The organism is Enterobacter cloacae complex sp. 309I3 (assembly GCF_050031595.1).
In the GTDB taxonomy this organism is placed as follows: Bacteria; Pseudomonadota; Gammaproteobacteria; order Enterobacterales; family Enterobacteriaceae; genus Enterobacter; species Enterobacter cloacae.
Genome location: NZ_JBLGWI010000001.1, coordinates 1,124,506 through 1,143,548 on the forward strand (window position 1 = coordinate 1,124,506; position 19,043 = coordinate 1,143,548).

A 19,043-nucleotide genomic window follows, 5' to 3' on the forward strand; every position below is an offset into this window, starting at 1 on the left:
GATAGGGATCGAGAAAATGAAGATAGCAACAATCAAAACGGGTCTGGGTTCGCTGGCACTGCTGCCGGGCCTGGCAATGGCTGCTCCTGCGGTGGCAGACAAAGCCGATAACGCCTTTATGATGATCAGCACCGCGCTGGTGCTGTTCATGTCTATTCCGGGCATCGCGCTGTTTTACGGCGGCCTGATCCGTGGCAAAAACGTTCTCTCCATGCTGACGCAGGTTGCCGTGACGTTCGCGCTGGTTTGCGTGCTGTGGGTGGTTTACGGCTACTCTCTGGCCTTCGGTGAAGGTAACGCCTTCTTCGGCAACTTCAACTGGGCCATGTTGAAAAATATTGAACTGACCGCAGTGATGGGCAGTTTCTATCAGTACATCCACGTTGCGTTCCAGGGCTCGTTCGCCTGTATCACCGTGGGGCTGATTGTGGGTGCGCTGGCTGAGCGTATTCGCTTCTCTGCCGTTCTGATCTTTGTGGTGGTCTGGCTGACACTCTCCTATGTGCCGATTGCACACATGGTCTGGGGGGGCGGTCTGCTGGCGTCGCACGGCGCACTGGATTTCGCAGGCGGTACTGTTGTTCACATCAACGCTGCGGTAGCGGGTCTGGTGGGTGCATATCTGATTGGCAAACGCGTGGGCTTTGGCAAAGAAGCGTTCAAACCACACAACCTGCCGATGGTCTTTACCGGTACAGCAATCCTCTATTTTGGCTGGTTCGGCTTCAACGCCGGCTCTGCGAGCGCTGCTAACGAAATCGCTGCGCTGGCCTTCGTGAATACCGTGGTGGCCACGGCGGGTGCAATCCTCTCATGGGTGTTTGGTGAGTGGGCGGTACGCGGTAAACCTTCTCTGCTGGGCGCGTGCTCGGGTGCCATTGCCGGTCTGGTGGGGATCACCCCAGCATGTGGTTACGTCGGTGTCGGTGGTGCGCTGCTTGTCGGCCTGGTGTCAGGTCTGGCGGGTCTGTGGGGTGTGACGGCGCTGAAACGTCTTCTGCGCGTGGATGACCCTTGCGATGTCTTTGGCGTGCACGGCGTGTGCGGTATCGTCGGTTGTATCATGACTGGTATCTTCGCCGCGAAATCGCTGGGCGGAGTGGGTTACGCTGAGGGCGTTGACATGGTTCACCAGGTGCTGGTGCAGCTGGAAAGTATCGCCATTACCGTTGTGTGGTCTGCTGTGGTGGCCTTCATTGGCTACAAACTGGCGGACATGACTGTGGGTCTGCGCGTACCGGAAGAGCAGGAGCGCGAAGGTCTCGACGTCAACAGCCACGGCGAGAATGCGTATAACGCATAATAAACAGCAAAACGGCAATCTCCGATTGCCGTTTTTAGTGTTTATTCCCTCTCCCTGTGGGAGAGGGCCAGGGTGAGGGCATCAGGCCGCACAAGGCAAAAGCAAAACGGCAATCTCCGATTGCCGTTTTTAGTATTTATTCCCTCTCCCTGTGGGAGAGGGCCAGGGTGAGGGCAACATCACCCGCGATTACGCATCACCCCTTCCTGCACCGTCGAGGCGACCAGCACGCCGTCCTGCGTATAAAACTCTCCACGTACAAACCCGCGAGCGCTGGACGCCGAGGTACTTTCCACGCTGTAGAGCAGCCAGTCATTCATGTTAAATGGACGATGGAACCACATCGAGTGATCGATCGTCGCAACCTGCATCCCTTTTTCAAGGAACCCCACGCCGTGCGGCTGCAGTGCAACCGGCAGGAAGTTAAAATCTGACGCATAGCCCAGCAGATACTGATGCACGCGGAAATCCTCTGGTACGGTGCCGTTGGCGCGGATCCAGACCTGGCGTTTCGGCTCGGCCGTATGGCCTTTCATCGGGTTATGGAATTCGACCGGACGGATCTCCAGAGGTTTATCACAAAGGAATTTCTCTTTGACCTGCGGTGGCAGCAAGTGGGCCAGCGCGCGGGCGATATCGGTCTCCGATTTGAGATCGTCCGGCGACGGTGCCGCTGGCATCGTTTTCTGGTGCTCATAACCCGGTTCCGGTGCCTGGAAAGAGGCGGTCATGTAAAAGATGGGCTTGCCATTCTGAATGGCTGCCACGCGGCGCGCGCTAAAGCTGTTGCCGTCACGCAGCACTTCCACGTCGTACACAATGGGTTTTGCGCTATCGCCAGGGCGCAGAAAATAGCTGTGAAAGGAGTGCACCAGACGGTCTGCCGGGACGGTCTCCTTGGCAGCGTACAGTGCCTGTCCGACGACCTGCCCGCCGAAGACCTGACGCAAGCCCAAATCTTCGCTCTGTCCGCGAAAGAGTCCTTCCTCAATTTTTTCCAGATTCAGTAATGTCAGCAGATTGTTCAGTGCCTGACTCATAGTTGTCCTCAATAAACGCCGTGGCGAAAGATAGGCAGAGTATAACGCAGAAATGAAAGTGGTCCGACGGGTAGAATTATCTGAATATCAGGGAGAATTTAGGCATTAATCAGTGATCTGTGCCACACTTGAATACGATATGTGTTTGAAACGACATCGGATGGGATCGATCCCGCTGGTGCATTGATGATAAGGAGACTTCAATGAAACTCGTGCCCATGCTAAGTGGTGTAGCTATTGCGGTGGCGTTGTCCGCCTGTGCAGGTAAGAGCGCCCAGGTGCCGGTGCCAGCAGCAGATCCAAATGGGATTAATACACTCTCACAGCAATCCATTCAGCAACCTAATGTTTCCGGTACTATCTGGATCAAACAGCGAGTCGCTTTACCACCGGATGCGGTATTAACGGTCACGCTGTCTGATGCTTCTCTGGCCGACGCGCCGTCGAAAGTGGTGGCCCAGCGTGCTGTTCGTACCGAAGGTAAGCAGGCACCGTTTAGCTTCGTGCTGCCGTATAACCCGGCAGACGTACAGCCGAACGCCCGTATCCTTCTGAGCGCTGCGGTAACCATCAACGGTAAGCTGGTGTTTATTACCGATACGGTTCAGGAAGCCATCAACAACGGTGGGACGAAAATCGACCTGAACCTGGTGCCGGTGCAGCAAACCGAAGTGCCGATCGCACCACAGACGAACCAACCGTCTGTACCTACCCCACCGACTCAGCTGTAATGTGTTCCCCTCTCCTTCGGGGGAGGGGGTCAATACACCCAGCGATACTTCTGCAAATCAATCTGCCCTGACCCGGACACCTGTATCCCTTCTGAAAGTAATGCCTGCCTCTGGCGCTGCAAATCCGGCCCGATGAGCGAGATGGCACCATGACGATTCACAACCCGATGCCAGGGCAATGTACTGCCTTCAGGAAGCCGTTTTAGCACGCCACCCACCTGACGCGCCGCGCGGGGGGAGCCAGCAAGACGTGCGACGTCACCATAGGTTGTCACGTAGCCTTCCGGAATGGAGGCCACAATTTGCCACACTCGCTGTGGAAAGGAGTCGTATTCGTCCATCAGTACACCTGTGGGGATGAGTGAAGTGCCATGTTAAACGAAGATTGCGCCGATTGCTGTGCCTGTTTGCGCAAGAAACCACCATCCGGTTGCTGGCAGCTTGCAATTGACCGTTAGCACAGGGATAATGCGCCAGCGCGTTGGGTAACAACGCTCACAATGGGGGCTCTGTTGGTTCTCCCGCAACGCTACTCTGTTCACCAGGTCAGGTCCGGAAGGAAGCAGCCAGGGCAGACGACGTGTGTGCCGGGATGTAGCTGGCAGGGCCCCCACCCATTTGTGCTTCTGGCAACATCTCCCCGTTTTTTACTTCCTTCCGGCATGGCTATTCCACAGAATTAACAAGGTTTAATTCGTGGTGTAATATATATTTCATCGCGCTGAAATATTACTGTCATAAACCTGTAATAATAGACTGTCATTTTATTTCTGGGCGTCTTTTTTCTGTCATAAGTTAAAAATATATATCTGGATTACATTGTTAACATCGTGTATTAAATAAAGGACTTATTCCGAAGGAAAGTGACAATCATGGCTACTGCGGTATTAAACGTTAAGATTGACGAAGCGCTAAAAGAAAGACTTCGCCACTATGCGGAAGTGAATAACGAAAACTTAAGCGTGACCACAGAGAAGTTGCTGCTGCTGGCATTTGAAGCCGCAGACGAGGTGGGAGTATCGGAAGAGGATATTGATAATCAGCATACGGAAGAAGAGAGTGTAACGCCTTTTACTCCTAAAGAAATCAAAGCTCTACGTAAACTTCTGAAGAAGAGAAAATGAAACAACAACTATCGACCGCCAGTGACTACAAAGAAGCCTGCGATCTGTTGCGTTCAGGCTACGTGAAGCATGTCCGTCTTGGCTGGAATGTAGGAAGTGATGAGTTCTTTCGTATTGCGTCTGACTGGTGTGATACCGGCGCAAAAATAAAGAAAGACGGTGAAAGTTTTGTTATTTCACTGAAAGGTTTTCCTATTCCTCCTCAGCACTGATTCCTGACTGGTGAAAACTGCTGACTGCCGTATGACAGTCAGCAGTTTTTATTTTATGATCCACTTCAAACTTTTATATTAAACAAGACTGCGTTTTACCGACGGCGCGGTTTTATTTAATGCGAGCCAAACCGGTTTGATTCGTAGCAACGCCTGCTCAAGCTCTGCCGACTCGAGCGAGAAGGGCACGCGTAAGTAGCGGTCAAACGCACCCGATAACCCAAAGCGTGTGCCGGTTCCAAGATTAATCCCCAACATCTCTGCACGTGCGGCGAGTTGTGTCGCCAGCATGCCCGGCAGCTCGATCCAGTAGGATAGCCCGCCTTCCGCCTCCTGAAACCGCCACTGGGGAAAATGTTCGCGCAGCAGTTCACCGCAGCGGTCGCGTCGCTCCTTCAGTATTTTCCGGCGCGCAGGCAGAAATGTCTCGCTATTGTTGATGAGCCACAGCGTGGCCAGCTGTTCCAGCAGCGGCGAGCCTAAATCCAGCGTATCCCGCGTCTGGGCAAGTGTGGCAATGGTGCGCGACGAGGCGCGGATCCAGCCGAGGCGCAACCCACCCCAGAAACTTTTTCCCGCCGAACCCAGGGTGATCACCGTAGCCTGCGAATTAAACGACGCCAGCGGTGGCGGGGGCGGTGCTTCAAACCAGAGATCGACCATCGTTTCATCGACCACCAGCGTGGTACGGGTGCGAGCGGCAATGTCGGTTATTGCCTGACGGGTGGCGATATCCATGCATCGCCCTGTTGGATTGTGAAAATCCGGCATCAGGTACGCCAGGCGCGGTGCCGTCTGTGCCAGCGTGGCGGCAAAGCCATCCGTATCCCAGCCGCTTTCCGGCAGCGACACGCCCACCGGCCGACACGATGCCCCCTGGATGGCTGCAATCGCCAGCGGATAGGTGGGATGATCGACCACGACGCGATCGCCCGGGCCGGCCATCATCCGCAGTACCAGCGCAAAACCGCTGACGGCACCATTAACCACCATCACTTCGTCTGCGCGGGTCGGCAGCCCACGTGCAGTATAGCGAGCGGCAATGGCGTCGCGCAGAGCCGCCAGGCCGAGCTGATCATAACCGGTCAGCGTAAGATGCTGGGTGATCGCGGTGAGCGCCCAGGTGTAAGCCTGGTGGATCTCTGGCCCGGCATTCAGGGCGGCAGTGGAGAGATCCAGCGCTGCGCTTGCCGCTGAAAGCGTCGGTACGGCACGGGTATCGGGCAGGATCACGCGTGAACCGCTGCCGTGGCGGCTCTCCAGATACCCTTCTTCTCGCAGATGGGCCAGCGCGCTGCTGATGGTCGTCCGGCTTACATCTAACGCCGTGGCCAGTTCACGTTCACCGGGCAGGCGCGTGCTCAACGCCAGCCTGCCGTCGAGGATCAGCAGGCGCAACGCGTCGGCCAGCTGTCGCCAGAGCGGGGTTCGGGACGGGGTTTGTTGCCAGTGGCCCAAAAGGCGAACCAGCGACTGACTTCCGAAACGGCGTGATGACATATGCAGTCCACTATTTGAAAACTGGACATTAATCATAGTGCCATTTTCGAACAAGATGAAAGCCTGGTTCACTGGAGAAGCTAAAATGGTACGTCGTCTGCTGCAACTGTACGTTGGTTTAGGCCTGTACGGGCTTTCAACCGCGATGTTTATTCGTTCGGATCTGGGGGTTGACCCATGGGATGTGTTTCACCTTGGGGTGGGATTACAGCTGGGGATGACCATCGGTACGGTGATTATTTTGACCGGTGCCGCGGTGCTGCTGCTGTGGATCCCGCTGCGTCAGATGCCTGGGCTGGGAACGCTCAGTAACGTAGTCTGTATTGGCCTGGCGGCGGATGCCTCGATGGCCCTTATCCCCGAGCTGGATTTTCTCCCCATTCGGATTGCTCTGCTGGTTGGGGGCATTGTGCTGAACGCGATAGCAACCGGTATGTATATCGGTGCCGGGTTCGGGGCGGGCCCACGCGATGGACTGATGACCGGCATTCACGCCCGGCTGGGGTGGTCAATCCGCAGCGTTCGGACCTCAATTGAAGTGAGTGTTCTGCTGATTGGCTGCGTCCTTGGCGGAACGTTTGGCGTCGGGACGGTACTGTATGCCCTGACCATCGGCCCGCTTATCCAGCTCTGTTTGCCGTGGTTCCGTCAGAAACCGCGTACGGATAACGTTCCTCAGCCAGAGCGGGTTGTTTAATTTTGCGAAGCGCTCACAGGTATTAATGGCCGCGCTGTGCCACAATAGACGGCTCTGTTAACACCAAGCCGGAACGCATGAAAGCCATTACTCTCTATGATGTTGCCCTCCTTGCGGGGGTGTCTTATCAAACCGTTTCCCGTGTGATTAACGACGCGGAGCATGTTTCTGCCCGGACACGGGAAAAGGTGCAGCAGGCCATGGCGGAGCTGCACTATGTTCCTAACCGTGGCGCGCAGCAGCTGGCGGGCAAGCGCACCCGTACGCTGGGACTGATCACTACCGATCTGGCGCTGCATGCGCCTTCGCAAATTGTCTCTGCGGTCAAATCCCGGGCGGTAGAAAAGGGGGCGAGCGTACTGATCTCAATGGTGGAACATCCGCAACAGTGCCAGGCCGCGCTTCAGGAGCTGCTGGCGCAGCGCGTGGAAGCCCTGCTGGTGAACGTGCCGCTTGACGATCCCCATGCCGAACAACTCAAGGCACTGGCGTCGCCCGTGCCGGTGCTGTTTCTGGATGTCTCTCCGTCGGCAGCGGTCAACAGTCTGGTTTTTAATGCGGAACAGGGCGCTCGTCTGGGCGTTGAACATTTGCTGTCGCTCGGGCATCAGCGTATTGCATTGCTGAGCGGGCCGGAAAGCTCTGTTTCCGCTCGTGCCCGTCTGGCGGCATGGAAAGCCGCGCTGGCGGAAGCCGGCCTCGAGGCGGCGGCGGTGGCCTACGGCGACTGGAGCGCAGCCTGCGGTTATGAAAAGGGGCATGCGCTGTTGTCTGCTGCAACGTTACCGGATGCCATTCTGGTGGCTAACGATCAAATGGCGCTGGGGGTGATGCGGGCCTGCGCGGAAAAAGGGGTGACGATCCCGGGCCAGATATCGATAGTGGGGTTTGACGATACCGCCGACAGCGCCTGGTTTTCACCTCCGCTTACCACCATCCGTCAGGCATTTCGCGAGGCAGGTGAACAAAGTGTGGAGTGGCTGCTGGCTCCCGCCCGCCATGAAGCCTGCTGGCAGGTTCAGTTGCCCGTCACATTGATTAGCCGACACTCCAGTGCCCGTCGCACCCCGCAGCAGGCCGATCGTGAGGATCTTGCGCAGCAGCTCAGAAGCCTGGCCCTGCTGGCAGAGCAACTTGCCCGCCAGTAACACTTTTGTGATCTGACTCGCTACACGGCGATCCCGCGCTTTACCGCGGCAGTTTGCCAGGGCATGTTGAGTAAAATTGTGAGCGCTTCGCAAAGAGGGAAACATGTCCAATACTGTCTCGCTGACTCTCAGCGCACTTCTGGCCCGTCGGGACTGGGAAAATCCCGGCGTCACCCAGTGGAACCGGCTGGCGGCGCATGCGCCATTTCATAGCTGGCGTAATGAACACGCCGCCAGAGAGGACGCGGCATCCATCAGCCGACGTTCCCTGAATGGGGAGTGGCGATTTAGCTTCTTTTCTGCACCTGAGCAGGTTCCGCAGGCATGGACAGGCGAAGATTGCCCGGATGCCGTTGCGATGCCGGTGCCGTCAATCTGGCAGATGCAGGGGTTTGATACACCTGTTTACACCAACGTCACCTATCCCATTCCCGTCAATCCGCCCTTTGTTCCGGCGGAGAATCCGGTCGGTTGTTACTCGCTCACATTTGAGGTGGAGGACGCGTGGCTCGAGGGCGGGCAAACCCGCATTATCTTTGATGGCGTGAACTCGGCGTTTCATCTCTGGTGCAACGGTCAGTGGGTGGGGTATTCCCAGGACAGCCGTCTGCCGGCCGAATTCGATCTCTCGGGCGTATTGCGTGCTGGCCAGAACCGCCTGGCCGTGATGGTTTTGCGCTGGTGCGACGGAAGCTATCTGGAAGATCAGGACATGTGGCGCATGAGCGGGATTTTCCGCGATGTGTCGCTGCTGCATAAGCCGGAGACGTACATCGCGGATTATCAGGTGGTCACCGACCTCAATGCGGAGCTGGATCGCGCCGTGCTGAAGGTGGATGTCGCCCTGGCGGGCGCTCACTTTACGGAGTGCGAGGTGGCAATAACGCTCTGGCGCAACGGTGAACGCTGTGCCAGCGCCACCCGGCGGCCAGGTTCGGCCATTGTGGATGAACGCGGCAACTGGGAAGAGCGGTTGACGGTGGCGATCCCGGTTGCGTCACCCGCCTTATGGAGTGCTGAGGCCCCAGAGCTTTATCGGCTGACGATCGCGCTGCTGGACCCGCAGGGTGAGGTGCTGGAGATTGAAGCCTGTGATGTGGGTTTCCGCCGCGTTGAAATCAGCAATGGCCTGCTGAAGCTCAACGGCAAGCCACTGCTGATCCGCGGGGTCAACCGGCATGAACATCACCCGGAAAACGGCCAGGTGATGGACGAAGCGACGATGCGTCGCGATATCGAAATCATGAAGCAACACAACTTCAACGCCGTACGCTGCTCGCACTACCCGAACCATCCTCTGTGGTACCGGCTTTGCGATCGCTACGGCCTGTATGTGGTTGACGAGGCCAATATCGAAACCCACGGCATGGTGCCGATGAGTCGTCTCGCTGACGATCCCCGCTGGCTGCCCGCCATGAGCGAGCGCGTGACCCGCATGGTGCAACGCGATCGTAATCATCCGTCCATTATCATCTGGTCGCTGGGCAATGAGTCTGGCCACGGTGCAAACCACGACGCGCTGTATCGCTGGCTAAAAACCACCGATCCGACGCGCCCGGTTCAATATGAAGGCGGCGGAGCGAACACGGCGGCGACCGATATCATTTGTCCGATGTATGCCCGTGTTGATCAGGACCAGCCGTTCCCGGCGGTGCCGAAATGGTCCATTAAAAAATGGATCGGGTTGCCGGATGAAACCCGACCGCTGATCCTCTGCGAATACGCCCACGCAATGGGCAACAGCTTTGGTGGCTTCGCCAGATACTGGCAGGCGTTTCGTAGCCATCCACGTCTGCAGGGAGGATTTGTCTGGGACTGGGTCGACCAGGCGCTGACGAAGAAAGATGAAAATGGCACCCCGTTCTGGGCCTACGGCGGCGATTTTGGTGATACACCCAATGACCGACAGTTCTGCCTTAACGGGCTGGTGTTCCCCGATCGCACGCCGCACCCGGCACTGTATGAGGCTCAGCGCGCGCAGCAGTTCTTTACCTTTACGCGGGTAAGCACTTCTCCGCTGGTGGTGGACGTGCAAAGCGATTACCTGTTCCGTCATACGGATAACGAGCTGCTCAGATGGTCGGTGACCCGTGACGGAACGGTGCTGGCTAAGGGGGAGGTTACGCTCTCCATCGCGCCTCAGGAGACTCAGCGTCTGGACATCTCTCTGCCCGCGCTGACGGCGGAGCCGGGCGAGGTCTGGCTGAATGTCGAGGTGTACCAGCTGAAGGCAACGCCGTGGTCACCGGAAAACCATCGCTGCGCGTGGGATCAATGGCCGCTCCCGGCACCGTTGTTTATCGCCCCGCCCGCACCGGTGGGTGTGCCGCCGGTACTGACGCAAACCGATGAGATGCTGACCCTGACGCACCAGCAGCAGCGATGGATAGTTGACCGTACCTCAGGACACCTGACGCAGTGGCTGAACAATGGCGTTGAAACGCTGCTCTCGCCGCTGACGGATAACTTTACCCGCGCGCCGCTGGACAATGATATCGGGGTCAGCGAGGCCACGCGTATCGATCCAAATGCATGGGTGGAGCGCTGGAAGGCAGCGGGGATGTACGACATCACCCCGCGGTTGCTGCGTTGTGAAGGAGAGCAGCATGCCCGCGAGGCGGTAGTCACGACGCTGCATGCCTGGGAACATCTCGGCAAAGCGCTGTTCCTGAGCCGTAAAGTCTGGCGAGTGGACGATCAGGGTGTGCTGCACGGTGAGGTTGAGGTAGAGGTTGCGTCTGATATTCCGGAGCCTGCGCGTATTGGCCTGAGCATGCATCTTGCCCGGCCGCCGGAAGCCGTTCACTGGCTGGGGCTGGGGCCGCATGAAAACTACCCGGACAGAAAGCTGGCAGCACAGCAGGGGCGCTGGACGTTGCCGCTGCAGGCAATGCATACGCCGTACATCTTCCCGACGGAAAACGGCTTGCGGTGCGATACCCGTGAACTGGTGCTGGGGAGGCATCAGTTGAACGGGCAGTTCCATTTCTCTGTGAGCCGCTACAGCCAGCAACAGCTGCGTGAGACAACCCATCACCATCTGCTGCGTGACGAGCCGGGGTATTGGCTCAATCTTGATGCGTTCCATATGGGCGTGGGTGGAGATGACTCCTGGAGCCCCAGCGTCTCGCCGGAATTTATCCTGCAAAATCGCCAGCTTCGCTATCGCTTTAGCTGGCGTCAGAACCTCAACTGACCTTCGGTGGCGGCCACGCGTTGGCCGCCTGGTTCAGGCCAGGATACCGCCTAACCCGTGCAGGATCATGTAACCCCCCACCAGGATAATCAGTGCCGCAGAGAACCACGGTGCTTTGCGTGAAAACTCGCTGAACCCCGGCCAGCGTTTTGTCGCATGTTTAAGGCTTAACGCGGCAATCGCGCCCGATGCCACCAGCGTTAACGCCAGACCAATACTGAAGCTAAATACCAGCGTGGCGCCCAGGGCAAAGTACTTGAGCTGCAGGCAGATCAGCAGGACGGTGATTGACGCCGGGCAGGGGATCAACCCGCCGGTCAGCCCAAACATCGCAATTTGCCCGGTGGTGACGTTTTGTCCGTTAAAACGACGATTGATATCCTGCGCATGGGCGCGCTGGTGGGCGTCTTGCCACTCCTCTGCAACCAGTTGATGTTCATGGTGGTGATGATCATGATGGTGGTCATGGTCATGGTCATGGTCATGGTCATGGTCATGGTGGTGATGATGATCGTGCGGCTGATTCTCCTTCCAGGTACGCCACGCCATCCACAGCGCGATCAAAACGATCAATACCCCAGAGATAAGCTGGAACCAGGGTTCAGAGGTTTGCGCATCCCAGCCGCGACCAAACCATAATCCCGCCATGGCAATGATCCAGACCACCGCGGTATGGGAAAGCGTGGCCGCCAGCCCCAATAATACCGCCTGTTTCAGCGTGCCACGGATCGCCACAATAAAGGCCGCCATCATTGTTTTAGAGTGGCCCGGCTCAAGACCATGCAGGGCACCGAGCAGGATCGCGCTGGGAATGAATAGCCATACGTTGCCCTGTTGCAGAAGAGAAGCAAAATCGTTCATTACAAAATCCGCACTGGAAAAGGTGCGCAGATAGTACTCCCCCCCAGTAGTTTAATACTACCCCCCAGTAGAAAAATACTAAGGGGGAGTAGGGCGTGTTATGCTTTACCCGCCAGAAGAAGAAGGATGCAGAGATGTCACATACGGTTCGTCACAAGAAGATGTTATTGACTCGCCTGAAGAAAATTCAGGGGCAGAGCACCGCGCTGGAAAAAATGCTCAGTAACGACGAGCATGAGTGTGCCGAGGTATTACAGCAGCTGGCCGCGATCCGCGGTGCGGTGAATGGCATGATGCTGCAGGTGATCGAAGGCCATTTAACCGATCACGTCGTCAAAGAGCCTGAGGAAGATCAGCGTGAGGCCGATCTTGGCGTGGTTTTACAGGTGATCAAATCTTATCTGAAGTAGAAGGGGCGTTAAGGTTATTTTCTGCCCATGCCATAAATTCCGCTTTTGGCAGCGCCTTACTGTAGTACCAGCCTTGCCCGTATTGCACGCCGTGACGGTGCAGCCAGGCGAGCTGCCCTGCGGTTTCCACTCCCTCAGCAACCATCGCCAGCTTCAGTGATTTCGCCATTTCTATAATGTGTGGCGTTACGTTTTTGTACTCCAGCGCATCCACGAACGACTTATCAATTTTCAGCGTGTCGACGTCCAGATCCTGCAGATAGCTCAGGCTGGAATAGCCCGTGCCAAAATCATCGATGTAAATGGCGTGGCCCGAACGGCGAAAAGCGGCGATGGCCGGTGCGCTGATTTTGGGATCGGCAAAGCCGCGTTCGGTTAATTCAAGCGCTATCTGTTCCGGGCGGACTTGCCATTTATTGAGTAGCTGGCTCAGGAGCGGCGGCAGTTTGCCGGAGGTTAAATCTGCAGGCGCGAGGTTGACGGAGATATGCTGATCGGCATGGAGATGCAGCCAGTTGCCCATATCCTCGAACACTTTTTCGATCACCAGATGCGTGAGGCGCGAGATAAGCCCAGTTTGTTCCGCCAGCGGGACGAAACTGTCAGGCGACAGGCTACTCCCGTCAGGCTGGGGCCAACGCGTTAGCGCCTCTGCGCCCACTATTTTCCCGCTACAGAGCGCCACAATAGGCTGGTAGTAAACCTCGAATTCGCGGTTATTGATGGCATCAAGCAGGCGGTTACGCGGCGACTGGATGCGACGCAATATCCGCAGAACAAACAGGGCGGCAAGCAGGCTTATCAGCATGCCAAACGGCAGCCAGAAAAGGAGTTGCCGGTGCCAGGTTTCCGCCAGCGGTTTCAGCGCAGCCCATGCAACAACGTTTATTCCCAACTCCGGTACGGGCTTCATGACGTACATTGCACCGTTGTACTCAACACTGACCATCTCCTGATCTTTAATCATGTTGCGGATGTGCGGATCCAGTTTACTGCTGCTGGAAAACACGAGATGCGTTGCGTTCGCTACCAGGGCGGCATCGATAGAAATATCGGCGAAGGGGATCACATCCACCAGCGAGGCGGGATCGACCAGTACAAGATAATGTCCTTGCCCCAGCACGGCCATGTTGCGGTTGAAACCGAGTTCGTTTGGCCTCGTAAGCCACGCGCTATAGCCATCTTCCGTAATGCGCATGGGCGGCGGGAACGCGGTCGCTTTGCTGACCTGTTCCAGCGACGAGCACAGCGGTTTAAGGTTATCGGTGTAGATCACTTCCTGAACATAGAGCCACGAGAAGGCGATCCGGCGCATTTCCCGTAAATGCAAATGGCTACACGGAGGGCCTTTAAAGGTCTGCAGTTGCGTGAGCGCTTCCTTGGCCTGCCCAACAACCCTGTCCGTACGCAACAGCACGCGTGAGGCATAGCTGTCCAGCGCATCGACAAATTTTTCTTCCGCCTGGCGATGCGCCAGCCAGATACTGAGGCAAATCGGTATCAGCACAGAAAAGATCAGTATGCCAGTCACCAGGCTGACCAGATGTCGGGTTTTCATGCTGCCGTGTCCTTCCTCATATGCCCACTCCAGGGCACTGAGACGCTTGCCAGAGGAGAAAGTTTTTACCGCGAAATGATATAGTTATAGCACGTGAGCGTCATGGTTTTCGTTCCGCAGCAGCGAAATCAAAAAATATCGTCGGAAATGTGATGCACTCTCGGGGGTTGTTTTTACCGCAGAGCCTGGATATTATTTTGTTATGTTATAACAAAACATGAGTGATTCACGATGAAACCCAATATCCATCCAGCCTATCGCACCGTGGTGTTTCACGACACCAGTGCCAATGAATACTTTAAAGTTGGTTCAACCATCAAGACTGACCGCGAAATTGAACTCGACGGTGAAACCTATCCTTACATCACCATCGAGGTCTCTTCAAAATCGCATCCGTTTTATACCGGCAAACAGAAAACCTTCTCAACGGATGGCAGCGCGGCGCGCTTCCGTAAACGTTTTGGCGGCTTTCTTAATGCGAAGCGGGGGTGATCATGCAGGTACTTAACTCGTTGCGGAGTGCGAAACAGCGTCACCCGGATTGCCAGATAGTCAAACGTAAGGGACGCCTGTATGTGATTTGCAAATCAAACCCGCGCTTTAAAGCGGTGCAGGGACGTAAAAAAAGACGCTAGACGCCCGTTTCACGCCAGCTTTCCAGGGATCTTTTCTGTTTGCCATCGGCAGTAAAATTGTCGGTGGCAAGCCAGCTTTCAAAGGCGCTCGCCAGCGCTGGCCACTCTTTGTCGATAATCGAAAACCAGTCCGTATCCCGGTTATGGCCTTTGGTGACCAGCGCCTGGCGAAAACGCCCCTCAAACAAAAAGCCCAGACGCAGCGCAGCCTTGCGGGAAGGCTCGTTTAGGCTGTTGCACTTCCACTCATAACGCCGGTAGCCCAGAGTATCGAACACGTATTGCATCAGCAGAAACTGCGCTTCGGTAGACATCGGCGTGCGGCTCAACAGCGGGGAGAAATGAACGTGTCCCACCTCCACAACGCCATTTTTGGGGTCGATACGCATCAGGGCCAGGGTTCCCACCGGGGAGCGGGTCTGATTATCGAAGACGGTAAAGTGTATCGGGTCTGATAATTCACTCACGCTTGCCACCCATGCGGCAAATTCACCTGCCGTGGCATCGGGTTCACGCAGAAGCCATGTCCAGCTTCGGGTATCCCCGGCGAGCGAATAAGCGGCAAACAGCGCACCGGCATGCTCCACCTGCAGCGGCTCAAGCCAGCAGTAGCGGCCCTGAAGGACCACCCGGGAAGGGTGCTGACGGGGCTGCCAGTCGATTAGCGCTTCGCCCACCGGCTGCCCAAACTGATTGAAAGTATTCATCTTCATCTCCGTGACGTTGTAAAGAGTTCCAGACTAGTGAAGAAGTGGTTCCTTAAAAAGGACCAACAGGCTATGTTTTGGTGGTACCACGAGGAGGGGCGATGAATATTCCAGGCGATGAACTGTATACCTTGCTGAATACGGCGCTGAAAAACCGCGGACAAGAGACGCTGCAGCGCACGCTTTATCTTTCATTGCGGGAGTACATATTGTCCGGCAGGTTACAGTCCGGTAGTCGCCTGTCTGGTTCCAGAACGCTGGCCGGGCATCTCTCCCTTTCCCGAAACACCGTTAATGGGGCACTGGAACAGCTCACGCTCGAAGGGTATCTGTTGCGTAGCCGCCAGGGAACGCGGGTGGCACCGCTAGCGGCCCGTCAGCTCGCGCAGGATTTACCGGCGCCCGCGGTTGCGCTTGCCGGGCGGGTTAGCGCACTGCCTGCCCCTGTACCGCGTAGCACGCCGGTTCTGGCCTTTACGCCGGGGACACCGGCCATCAACTATTTTCCCTTGCCGCTCTGGCGGCGCCTGTACGATCGCGTGTTGCGGGAGGAGGGAAGTGCCCTGTTGGGCTACGGCGATCCCGCCGGGGAACCTGCTTTGCGGGCGGCCATTGCCCGCCACCTTGCGCTTTCCCGCGGGATTGACTGCGACGCCAGCCAGATTGTGATCACCGAAGGCGCACTGGAAGGTGTGAATCTCTGCACCCTGCTGTTGAGTGAGCCGGGCGATGTTGCCTGGGTGGAAGATCCCGGCTATGCCGGCGCAAAAAGCGCCTTTGTGAAAGCGGGTTTAGCCATAACGGGAATACCTGTTGATGGAGAGGGCATGTGCTGGGAAGGAACAGAGGCGCCGTCCCCTTCGCTTATTTTTACTTCACCTTCACATCAGTTTCCCTACGGAAGTGTCCTCAGCGCGCGGCGGCGTCTGGCGTTACTGGATGTGGCGCGACAACATAACGCCTGGATTATCGAGGATGATTACGACAGTGAGTTTCGTTATAGCGGTGAGCCGGTACCGGCGATGCTGGGAATGATTAACCATGCGCCCGTTGTTTATCTGGGTACATTCAGCAAAACGTTATTCCCGTCGCTCAGAATGGGGTTTATGGTTTTCCCCCCGGCGCTGGCGAAAGCGGCACGCCCGGCCATCGGTTCGTTATTGCGCGGTGGGCATCGCGCCGAGCAGCGTACCCTGGCGCTGTTCATTGAAGAGGGTCACTATGCCCGCCATTTGGCAGCCATGCGTCGTCTCTATCGTAAACGCTACCGGCAGCTGCGTGAGGCTCTGAATGCGGAGCTTCATGTACCACACCGGATTCTGGCGGGGGAAGGGGGCATGCATCTGACGGTGGCGATTGACGGAATCGACGACAGGCAACTGGTGGAACAGGCCAGGGCGTATCAGCTGGCTCCAGCGGCATTGAGCGGGTATTACCTTGATACAAAACAGGGGCAGAGCGGTCTGGTATTAGGCTACGGAAACACATCCGCTTCACTGTATGCGTCGGCTATCCGACGCATACAAATACTGATCACGCAACAGCAGGGCGGGAAAGGGTAAAGACATCATAGAAAGAGAGCTGGCCTTTGGTTGAGACCATTTTTTGCAGTTTCTCTTTTTGTTCGGTTTCTACTGCAGGGGAGTGCAGAATGCTGTCGATCAGCTCCGGCGGGACAAAACGGGTGTTGTACCACTCGCCGTTATAGCAGACCCGGAAATCGAGCACGTCGATATCTTCATAACGATAGCGCGGATGCACGTCAAAAAAGAAAAACGCGTTAAATACCACAAACAGCACCACAAGCAGCCAGACGGAGTCCACAAGCGTTTCGGATTTCAGCATGACAATCAGCGTTGCCAGCCAGGCGGCATACATTGCGACAAACAGGCCTGGATGTTTGCGAATAAAGCTAATGCTAAAGCGCGGGCGATTATCGCGCTTTTCGCGGATGTTGAGATCGTCGATGGTGGCGGTAAGCAGGCGCTGTATTTCGGTCATTTTTTGCCTTCATGATTGTTGAATACAGGGGATCTGCCTATTTTAGGGGAGCCATTTGACTGAAAAAAGTAACAGTTATGTGCTGAAAGACCATAACAGTTGACTCCCCACACCTTCACAGCATTTTGATAATTTTCGCCGGATTACCCCCGACGACGGCATTGGCCGGGACATCTTTTGTCACCACAGCGCCGGAGGCAATCACCACATTATCCCCCACCGTGACGCCCGGGTTAATCACTGCCCGTCCGCCGATCCAGACATTATTGCCAATGCGCACGGGTTTACCGTATTCCACTCCGCTGTTGCGTTCTTCGGCATCCAGCGGGTGGGTGGCCGTATAAATATGCACGCCAGGCGCGAGCATACAGTTATCACCAATATGAATAGGGCAGACATCGAGCATCACGCAGTCGAAGTTAGCGTAAAATTCTTTGCCCAGGAAAATGTTATAGCCATAGTCACAACGGAAAGCTGGCTCAATATAAGCCCCTTCACTTTGCCCCAGCAGTTCCGCCAGAATCTTCTGGCGTTCTGTTTTCTCATCGGGGGCGGAGTGGTTATAGCGGTGAACCAGATGGCGGGCACGCAGTCGGTCGGCCCGTAATGTTTCATCACCAGGACGGTAATGTTCACCCGCAATCATTTTCTGTTTTTCTACGCTCATAGGATGCCTCTCTGGGTTCGATTACCGCAGGGTAATCGGGATAAGCCAGGAAGGGAACGTTCCCGAAAAGCGCGTGTGACTAAAGTCACAACATTGTTGCTAATGATCACGTTTTACACGGAGACCTGGCTTTAACACCGGGATCGTAATTCGAAAGGTATAAACAACTAAGAGAGTGGCGTAGAACCTCTACAGACACACTTCAACAACTAACGGACAAATTTCCACACGGAAGGCGGGATTTTGTCATACAGTTTATTCATGGTCAGCTCGGCAAGACGATGGTCAGCGGCTGAATAAAATACGGTCAGTTCATTATCAGAAAGCTCGTATTTATTTTTTTCAATCACGCGTTCGAGTGTGTCAATTGACTGACAACGTCGTAAGCGCATCAAATAATCGGTTTTTGTGAGTGGTTTATCAGACATAAATTCACCTTAGTCATTGTAATAATTTTAACAGGAAAGGCTAACCGGGTTAGCTCTGCTCACGTTGACGAAACAGCGGAATAGCCGGTTTCCAGATTTACGCCATTTCTGCAAATCCTGCGCGTTAATGCCGTAGCTGCTGAACAACATAAAGGTGTCATCCAGGTATTCGTCAATTTGCTCAATCAGTTTATTATCTTCATTGTACTTAATTTTATAATTAAGTGCGAAGGTCGCGATATGCTCTATCAACTCATTCAATTGCAAATTGATGGCCGATGTTGGATCGTTCACCCAGCCATGATTACTTTCATCAAGATTGGCAAGGCAGTCATGGTACAAGGATTCGCAGAGAAATTTCAACTGCGCGATATCATGCCTTTTTGGCGAGTACTCGTCCATAGCGCATCCCCTTCTGAGTGATTTCTTACTCACCGAACATCATTGTCGGGATGGATACAACCTACTTAGCTCTACGGGTGCTGTGCTCCTGTTCACTCTAACTATAAGCCACTCTGATCAGGATTTCACCGCGCTATTACGAAAAATTACAATTAAAATCAGAGTCTGCGAGCGTTTACGCAATAGTACATCCTAAGATGAACACTTTTATCCAAATTAACGCTGGTTTTTTTTCGCTTCCTTACGTTTCATTGATTTAGCGTAAACACGCGGAAAAAGTCCGGATTCAGAATTTTCTTTGTATGGACTTGTTATTAGGAATATTCCTAATAAGTTAAGCGGCGAAATGGAATTAAAAAAATCCTGAGTTCGCCCATTAAGTTTTCTACTAATTATGATATGCCTTTTAAACATGGCATAAAA

At 55.3% G+C, this 19,043-nt stretch carries 20 protein-coding genes, 1 other RNA gene and 1 pseudogene; 12 read left to right on the plus strand and 10 right to left on the minus strand.

Annotated elements, in window-relative coordinates; genetic code table 11:
• Positions 1-16 precede the first annotated feature (16 nt).
• Positions 17-1,303 (plus strand): ammonium transporter AmtB, encoded by a 1,287-nt coding sequence (amtB, locus tag ACQG22_RS05210; RefSeq protein ID WP_013095872.1) that lies wholly within the window; start codon positions 17-19, stop codon positions 1,301-1,303.
• A gap of 179 nt (positions 1,304-1,482) precedes the next feature.
• On the opposite strand, the gene tesB is transcribed toward amtB, so the two are convergent.
• Complete coding sequence (gene tesB, locus ACQG22_RS05215) at positions 1,483-2,343, minus strand: acyl-CoA thioesterase II (protein WP_013095873.1); 861 nt, start codon at positions 2,341-2,343, stop codon at positions 1,483-1,485.
• A 203-nt stretch (positions 2,344-2,546) separates the two neighbouring features.
• On the opposite strand from tesB, the gene ACQG22_RS05220 reads away from it, so the two are divergent.
• Positions 2,547-3,074, plus strand: coding sequence for a YbaY family lipoprotein (locus ACQG22_RS05220; RefSeq protein WP_013095874.1), 528 nt, complete (start codon positions 2,547-2,549; stop codon positions 3,072-3,074).
• Positions 3,075-3,103: 29 nt separating this feature from the next.
• On the opposite strand, the pseudogene ACQG22_RS05225 reads toward ACQG22_RS05220, so the two are convergent.
• Positions 3,104-3,418, minus strand: a pseudogene (locus ACQG22_RS05225) (MGMT family protein); the annotation flags it as partial.
• 166 nt (positions 3,419-3,584) lie between these two features.
• Here ACQG22_RS05225 and ffs point away from each other — a divergent pair.
• From ffs to ACQG22_RS05240, 3 genes are all read left to right on the plus strand, one after another.
• Positions 3,585-3,681: signal recognition particle sRNA small type (gene ffs / locus ACQG22_RS05230), an RNA gene on the plus strand.
• Positions 3,682-3,946: 265 nt separating this feature from the next.
• Positions 3,947-4,198 (plus strand): hypothetical protein, encoded by a 252-nt coding sequence (locus ACQG22_RS05235; RefSeq protein ID WP_020686138.1) that lies wholly within the window; start codon positions 3,947-3,949, stop codon positions 4,196-4,198.
• A complete protein-coding gene (locus tag ACQG22_RS05240; RefSeq protein WP_013095877.1) occupies positions 4,195-4,410 on the plus strand; it encodes a hypothetical protein in 216 nt (71 codons plus the stop codon). Before ACQG22_RS05235 ends, ACQG22_RS05240 begins: the two co-directional genes overlap by 4 nt.
• Positions 4,411-4,488: 78 nt before the next feature.
• Here the strand turns inward: ACQG22_RS05240 and ACQG22_RS05245 are convergent, their stop codons facing one another.
• Positions 4,489-5,910: a PLP-dependent aminotransferase family protein gene (locus ACQG22_RS05245; RefSeq protein WP_061772103.1), complete on the minus strand. Its 1,422-nt coding sequence runs from the start codon at positions 5,908-5,910 to the stop codon at positions 4,489-4,491.
• Positions 5,911-5,995: 85 nt separating this feature from the next.
• Here ACQG22_RS05245 and ACQG22_RS05250 point away from each other — a divergent pair, with 85 nt between their 5' ends.
• The 3 genes from ACQG22_RS05250 to ACQG22_RS05260 all read left to right on the plus strand — a co-directional run bounded on the left by ACQG22_RS05250 (position 5,996) and on the right by ACQG22_RS05260 (position 10,951).
• The gene (locus ACQG22_RS05250; protein ID WP_045292930.1) at positions 5,996-6,607 is read left to right on the plus strand and encodes a YczE/YyaS/YitT family protein; all 612 of its coding nucleotides are present in this window, start codon (positions 5,996-5,998) and stop codon (positions 6,605-6,607) included.
• Positions 6,608-6,684: 77 nt separating this feature from the next.
• A complete protein-coding gene (locus tag ACQG22_RS05255) occupies positions 6,685-7,755 on the plus strand; it encodes a LacI family DNA-binding transcriptional regulator (protein WP_149896816.1) in 1,071 nt (356 codons plus the stop codon).
• Positions 7,756-7,858: 103 nt separating this feature from the next.
• Positions 7,859-10,951: a beta-galactosidase gene (locus tag ACQG22_RS05260; RefSeq protein WP_369706599.1), complete on the plus strand. Its 3,093-nt coding sequence runs from the start codon at positions 7,859-7,861 to the stop codon at positions 10,949-10,951.
• 33 nt (positions 10,952-10,984) lie between these two features.
• Here the strand turns inward: ACQG22_RS05260 and ACQG22_RS05265 are convergent, their stop codons facing one another.
• Entirely contained in the window at positions 10,985-11,812 is an 828-nt protein-coding gene (locus ACQG22_RS05265; RefSeq protein WP_369706600.1) for a nickel/cobalt efflux protein RcnA, read from the minus strand.
• A 134-nt stretch (positions 11,813-11,946) separates the two neighbouring features.
• Between ACQG22_RS05265 and ACQG22_RS05270 the strand changes: the two genes are divergently transcribed.
• A complete protein-coding gene (locus tag ACQG22_RS05270) occupies positions 11,947-12,222 on the plus strand; it encodes a metal/formaldehyde-sensitive transcriptional repressor (protein ID WP_014830896.1) in 276 nt (91 codons plus the stop codon).
• On the opposite strand, the gene ACQG22_RS05275 is transcribed toward ACQG22_RS05270, so the two are convergent.
• The gene (locus tag ACQG22_RS05275; RefSeq protein ID WP_058684054.1) at positions 12,203-13,780 is read right to left on the minus strand and encodes an EAL domain-containing protein; all 1,578 of its coding nucleotides are present in this window, start codon (positions 13,778-13,780) and stop codon (positions 12,203-12,205) included. The two genes, ACQG22_RS05270 and ACQG22_RS05275, sit on opposite strands and share 20 nt — an antisense overlap.
• Before the next feature lie 231 nt (positions 13,781-14,011).
• Between ACQG22_RS05275 and ACQG22_RS05280 the strand changes: the two genes are divergently transcribed.
• Positions 14,012-14,272, plus strand: a complete 261-nt coding sequence (locus tag ACQG22_RS05280; RefSeq protein WP_006176933.1) for a type B 50S ribosomal protein L31 — start codon at positions 14,012-14,014, stop codon at positions 14,270-14,272.
• Positions 14,273-14,274: 2 nt separating this feature from the next.
• Positions 14,275-14,415 carry a type B 50S ribosomal protein L36 gene (ykgO, locus tag ACQG22_RS05285; protein WP_003859006.1) on the plus strand — a complete coding sequence of 47 codons (141 nt, stop codon included), beginning with the start codon at positions 14,275-14,277 and terminating at the stop codon, positions 14,413-14,415.
• Here ykgO and ACQG22_RS05290 read toward each other — a convergent pair.
• Entirely contained in the window at positions 14,412-15,122 is a 711-nt protein-coding gene (locus ACQG22_RS05290; RefSeq protein ID WP_023620096.1) for a GNAT family N-acetyltransferase, read from the minus strand. The genes ykgO and ACQG22_RS05290 overlap by 4 nt on opposite strands.
• A 101-nt stretch (positions 15,123-15,223) precedes the next feature.
• Here ACQG22_RS05290 and ACQG22_RS05295 point away from each other — a divergent pair, with 101 nt between their 5' ends.
• Entirely contained in the window at positions 15,224-16,684 is a 1,461-nt protein-coding gene (locus ACQG22_RS05295) for a PLP-dependent aminotransferase family protein (protein WP_048970693.1), read from the plus strand.
• On the opposite strand, the gene ACQG22_RS05300 is transcribed toward ACQG22_RS05295, so the two are convergent.
• The 4 genes from ACQG22_RS05300 to tomB all read right to left on the minus strand — a co-directional run bounded on the left by ACQG22_RS05300 (position 16,656) and on the right by tomB (position 18,620).
• Positions 16,656-17,123, minus strand: a complete 468-nt coding sequence (locus tag ACQG22_RS05300; RefSeq protein ID WP_013095887.1) for a YlaC family protein — start codon at positions 17,121-17,123, stop codon at positions 16,656-16,658. The genes ACQG22_RS05295 and ACQG22_RS05300 overlap by 29 nt on opposite strands.
• A 115-nt stretch (positions 17,124-17,238) precedes the next feature.
• Positions 17,239-17,790 (minus strand): maltose O-acetyltransferase, encoded by a 552-nt coding sequence (gene maa, locus ACQG22_RS05305; RefSeq protein WP_013095888.1) that lies wholly within the window; start codon positions 17,788-17,790, stop codon positions 17,239-17,241.
• 209 nt (positions 17,791-17,999) lie between these two features.
• On the minus strand, positions 18,000-18,218 hold the full coding sequence (locus ACQG22_RS05310; protein ID WP_013095889.1) for an HHA domain-containing protein: 219 nt from the start codon (positions 18,216-18,218) through the stop codon (positions 18,000-18,002).
• 27 nt (positions 18,219-18,245) lie between these two features.
• Positions 18,246-18,620: an Hha toxicity modulator TomB gene (gene tomB / locus ACQG22_RS05315; RefSeq protein ID WP_008499288.1), complete on the minus strand. Its 375-nt coding sequence runs from the start codon at positions 18,618-18,620 to the stop codon at positions 18,246-18,248.
• Positions 18,621-19,043: the final 423 nt, after the last annotated feature.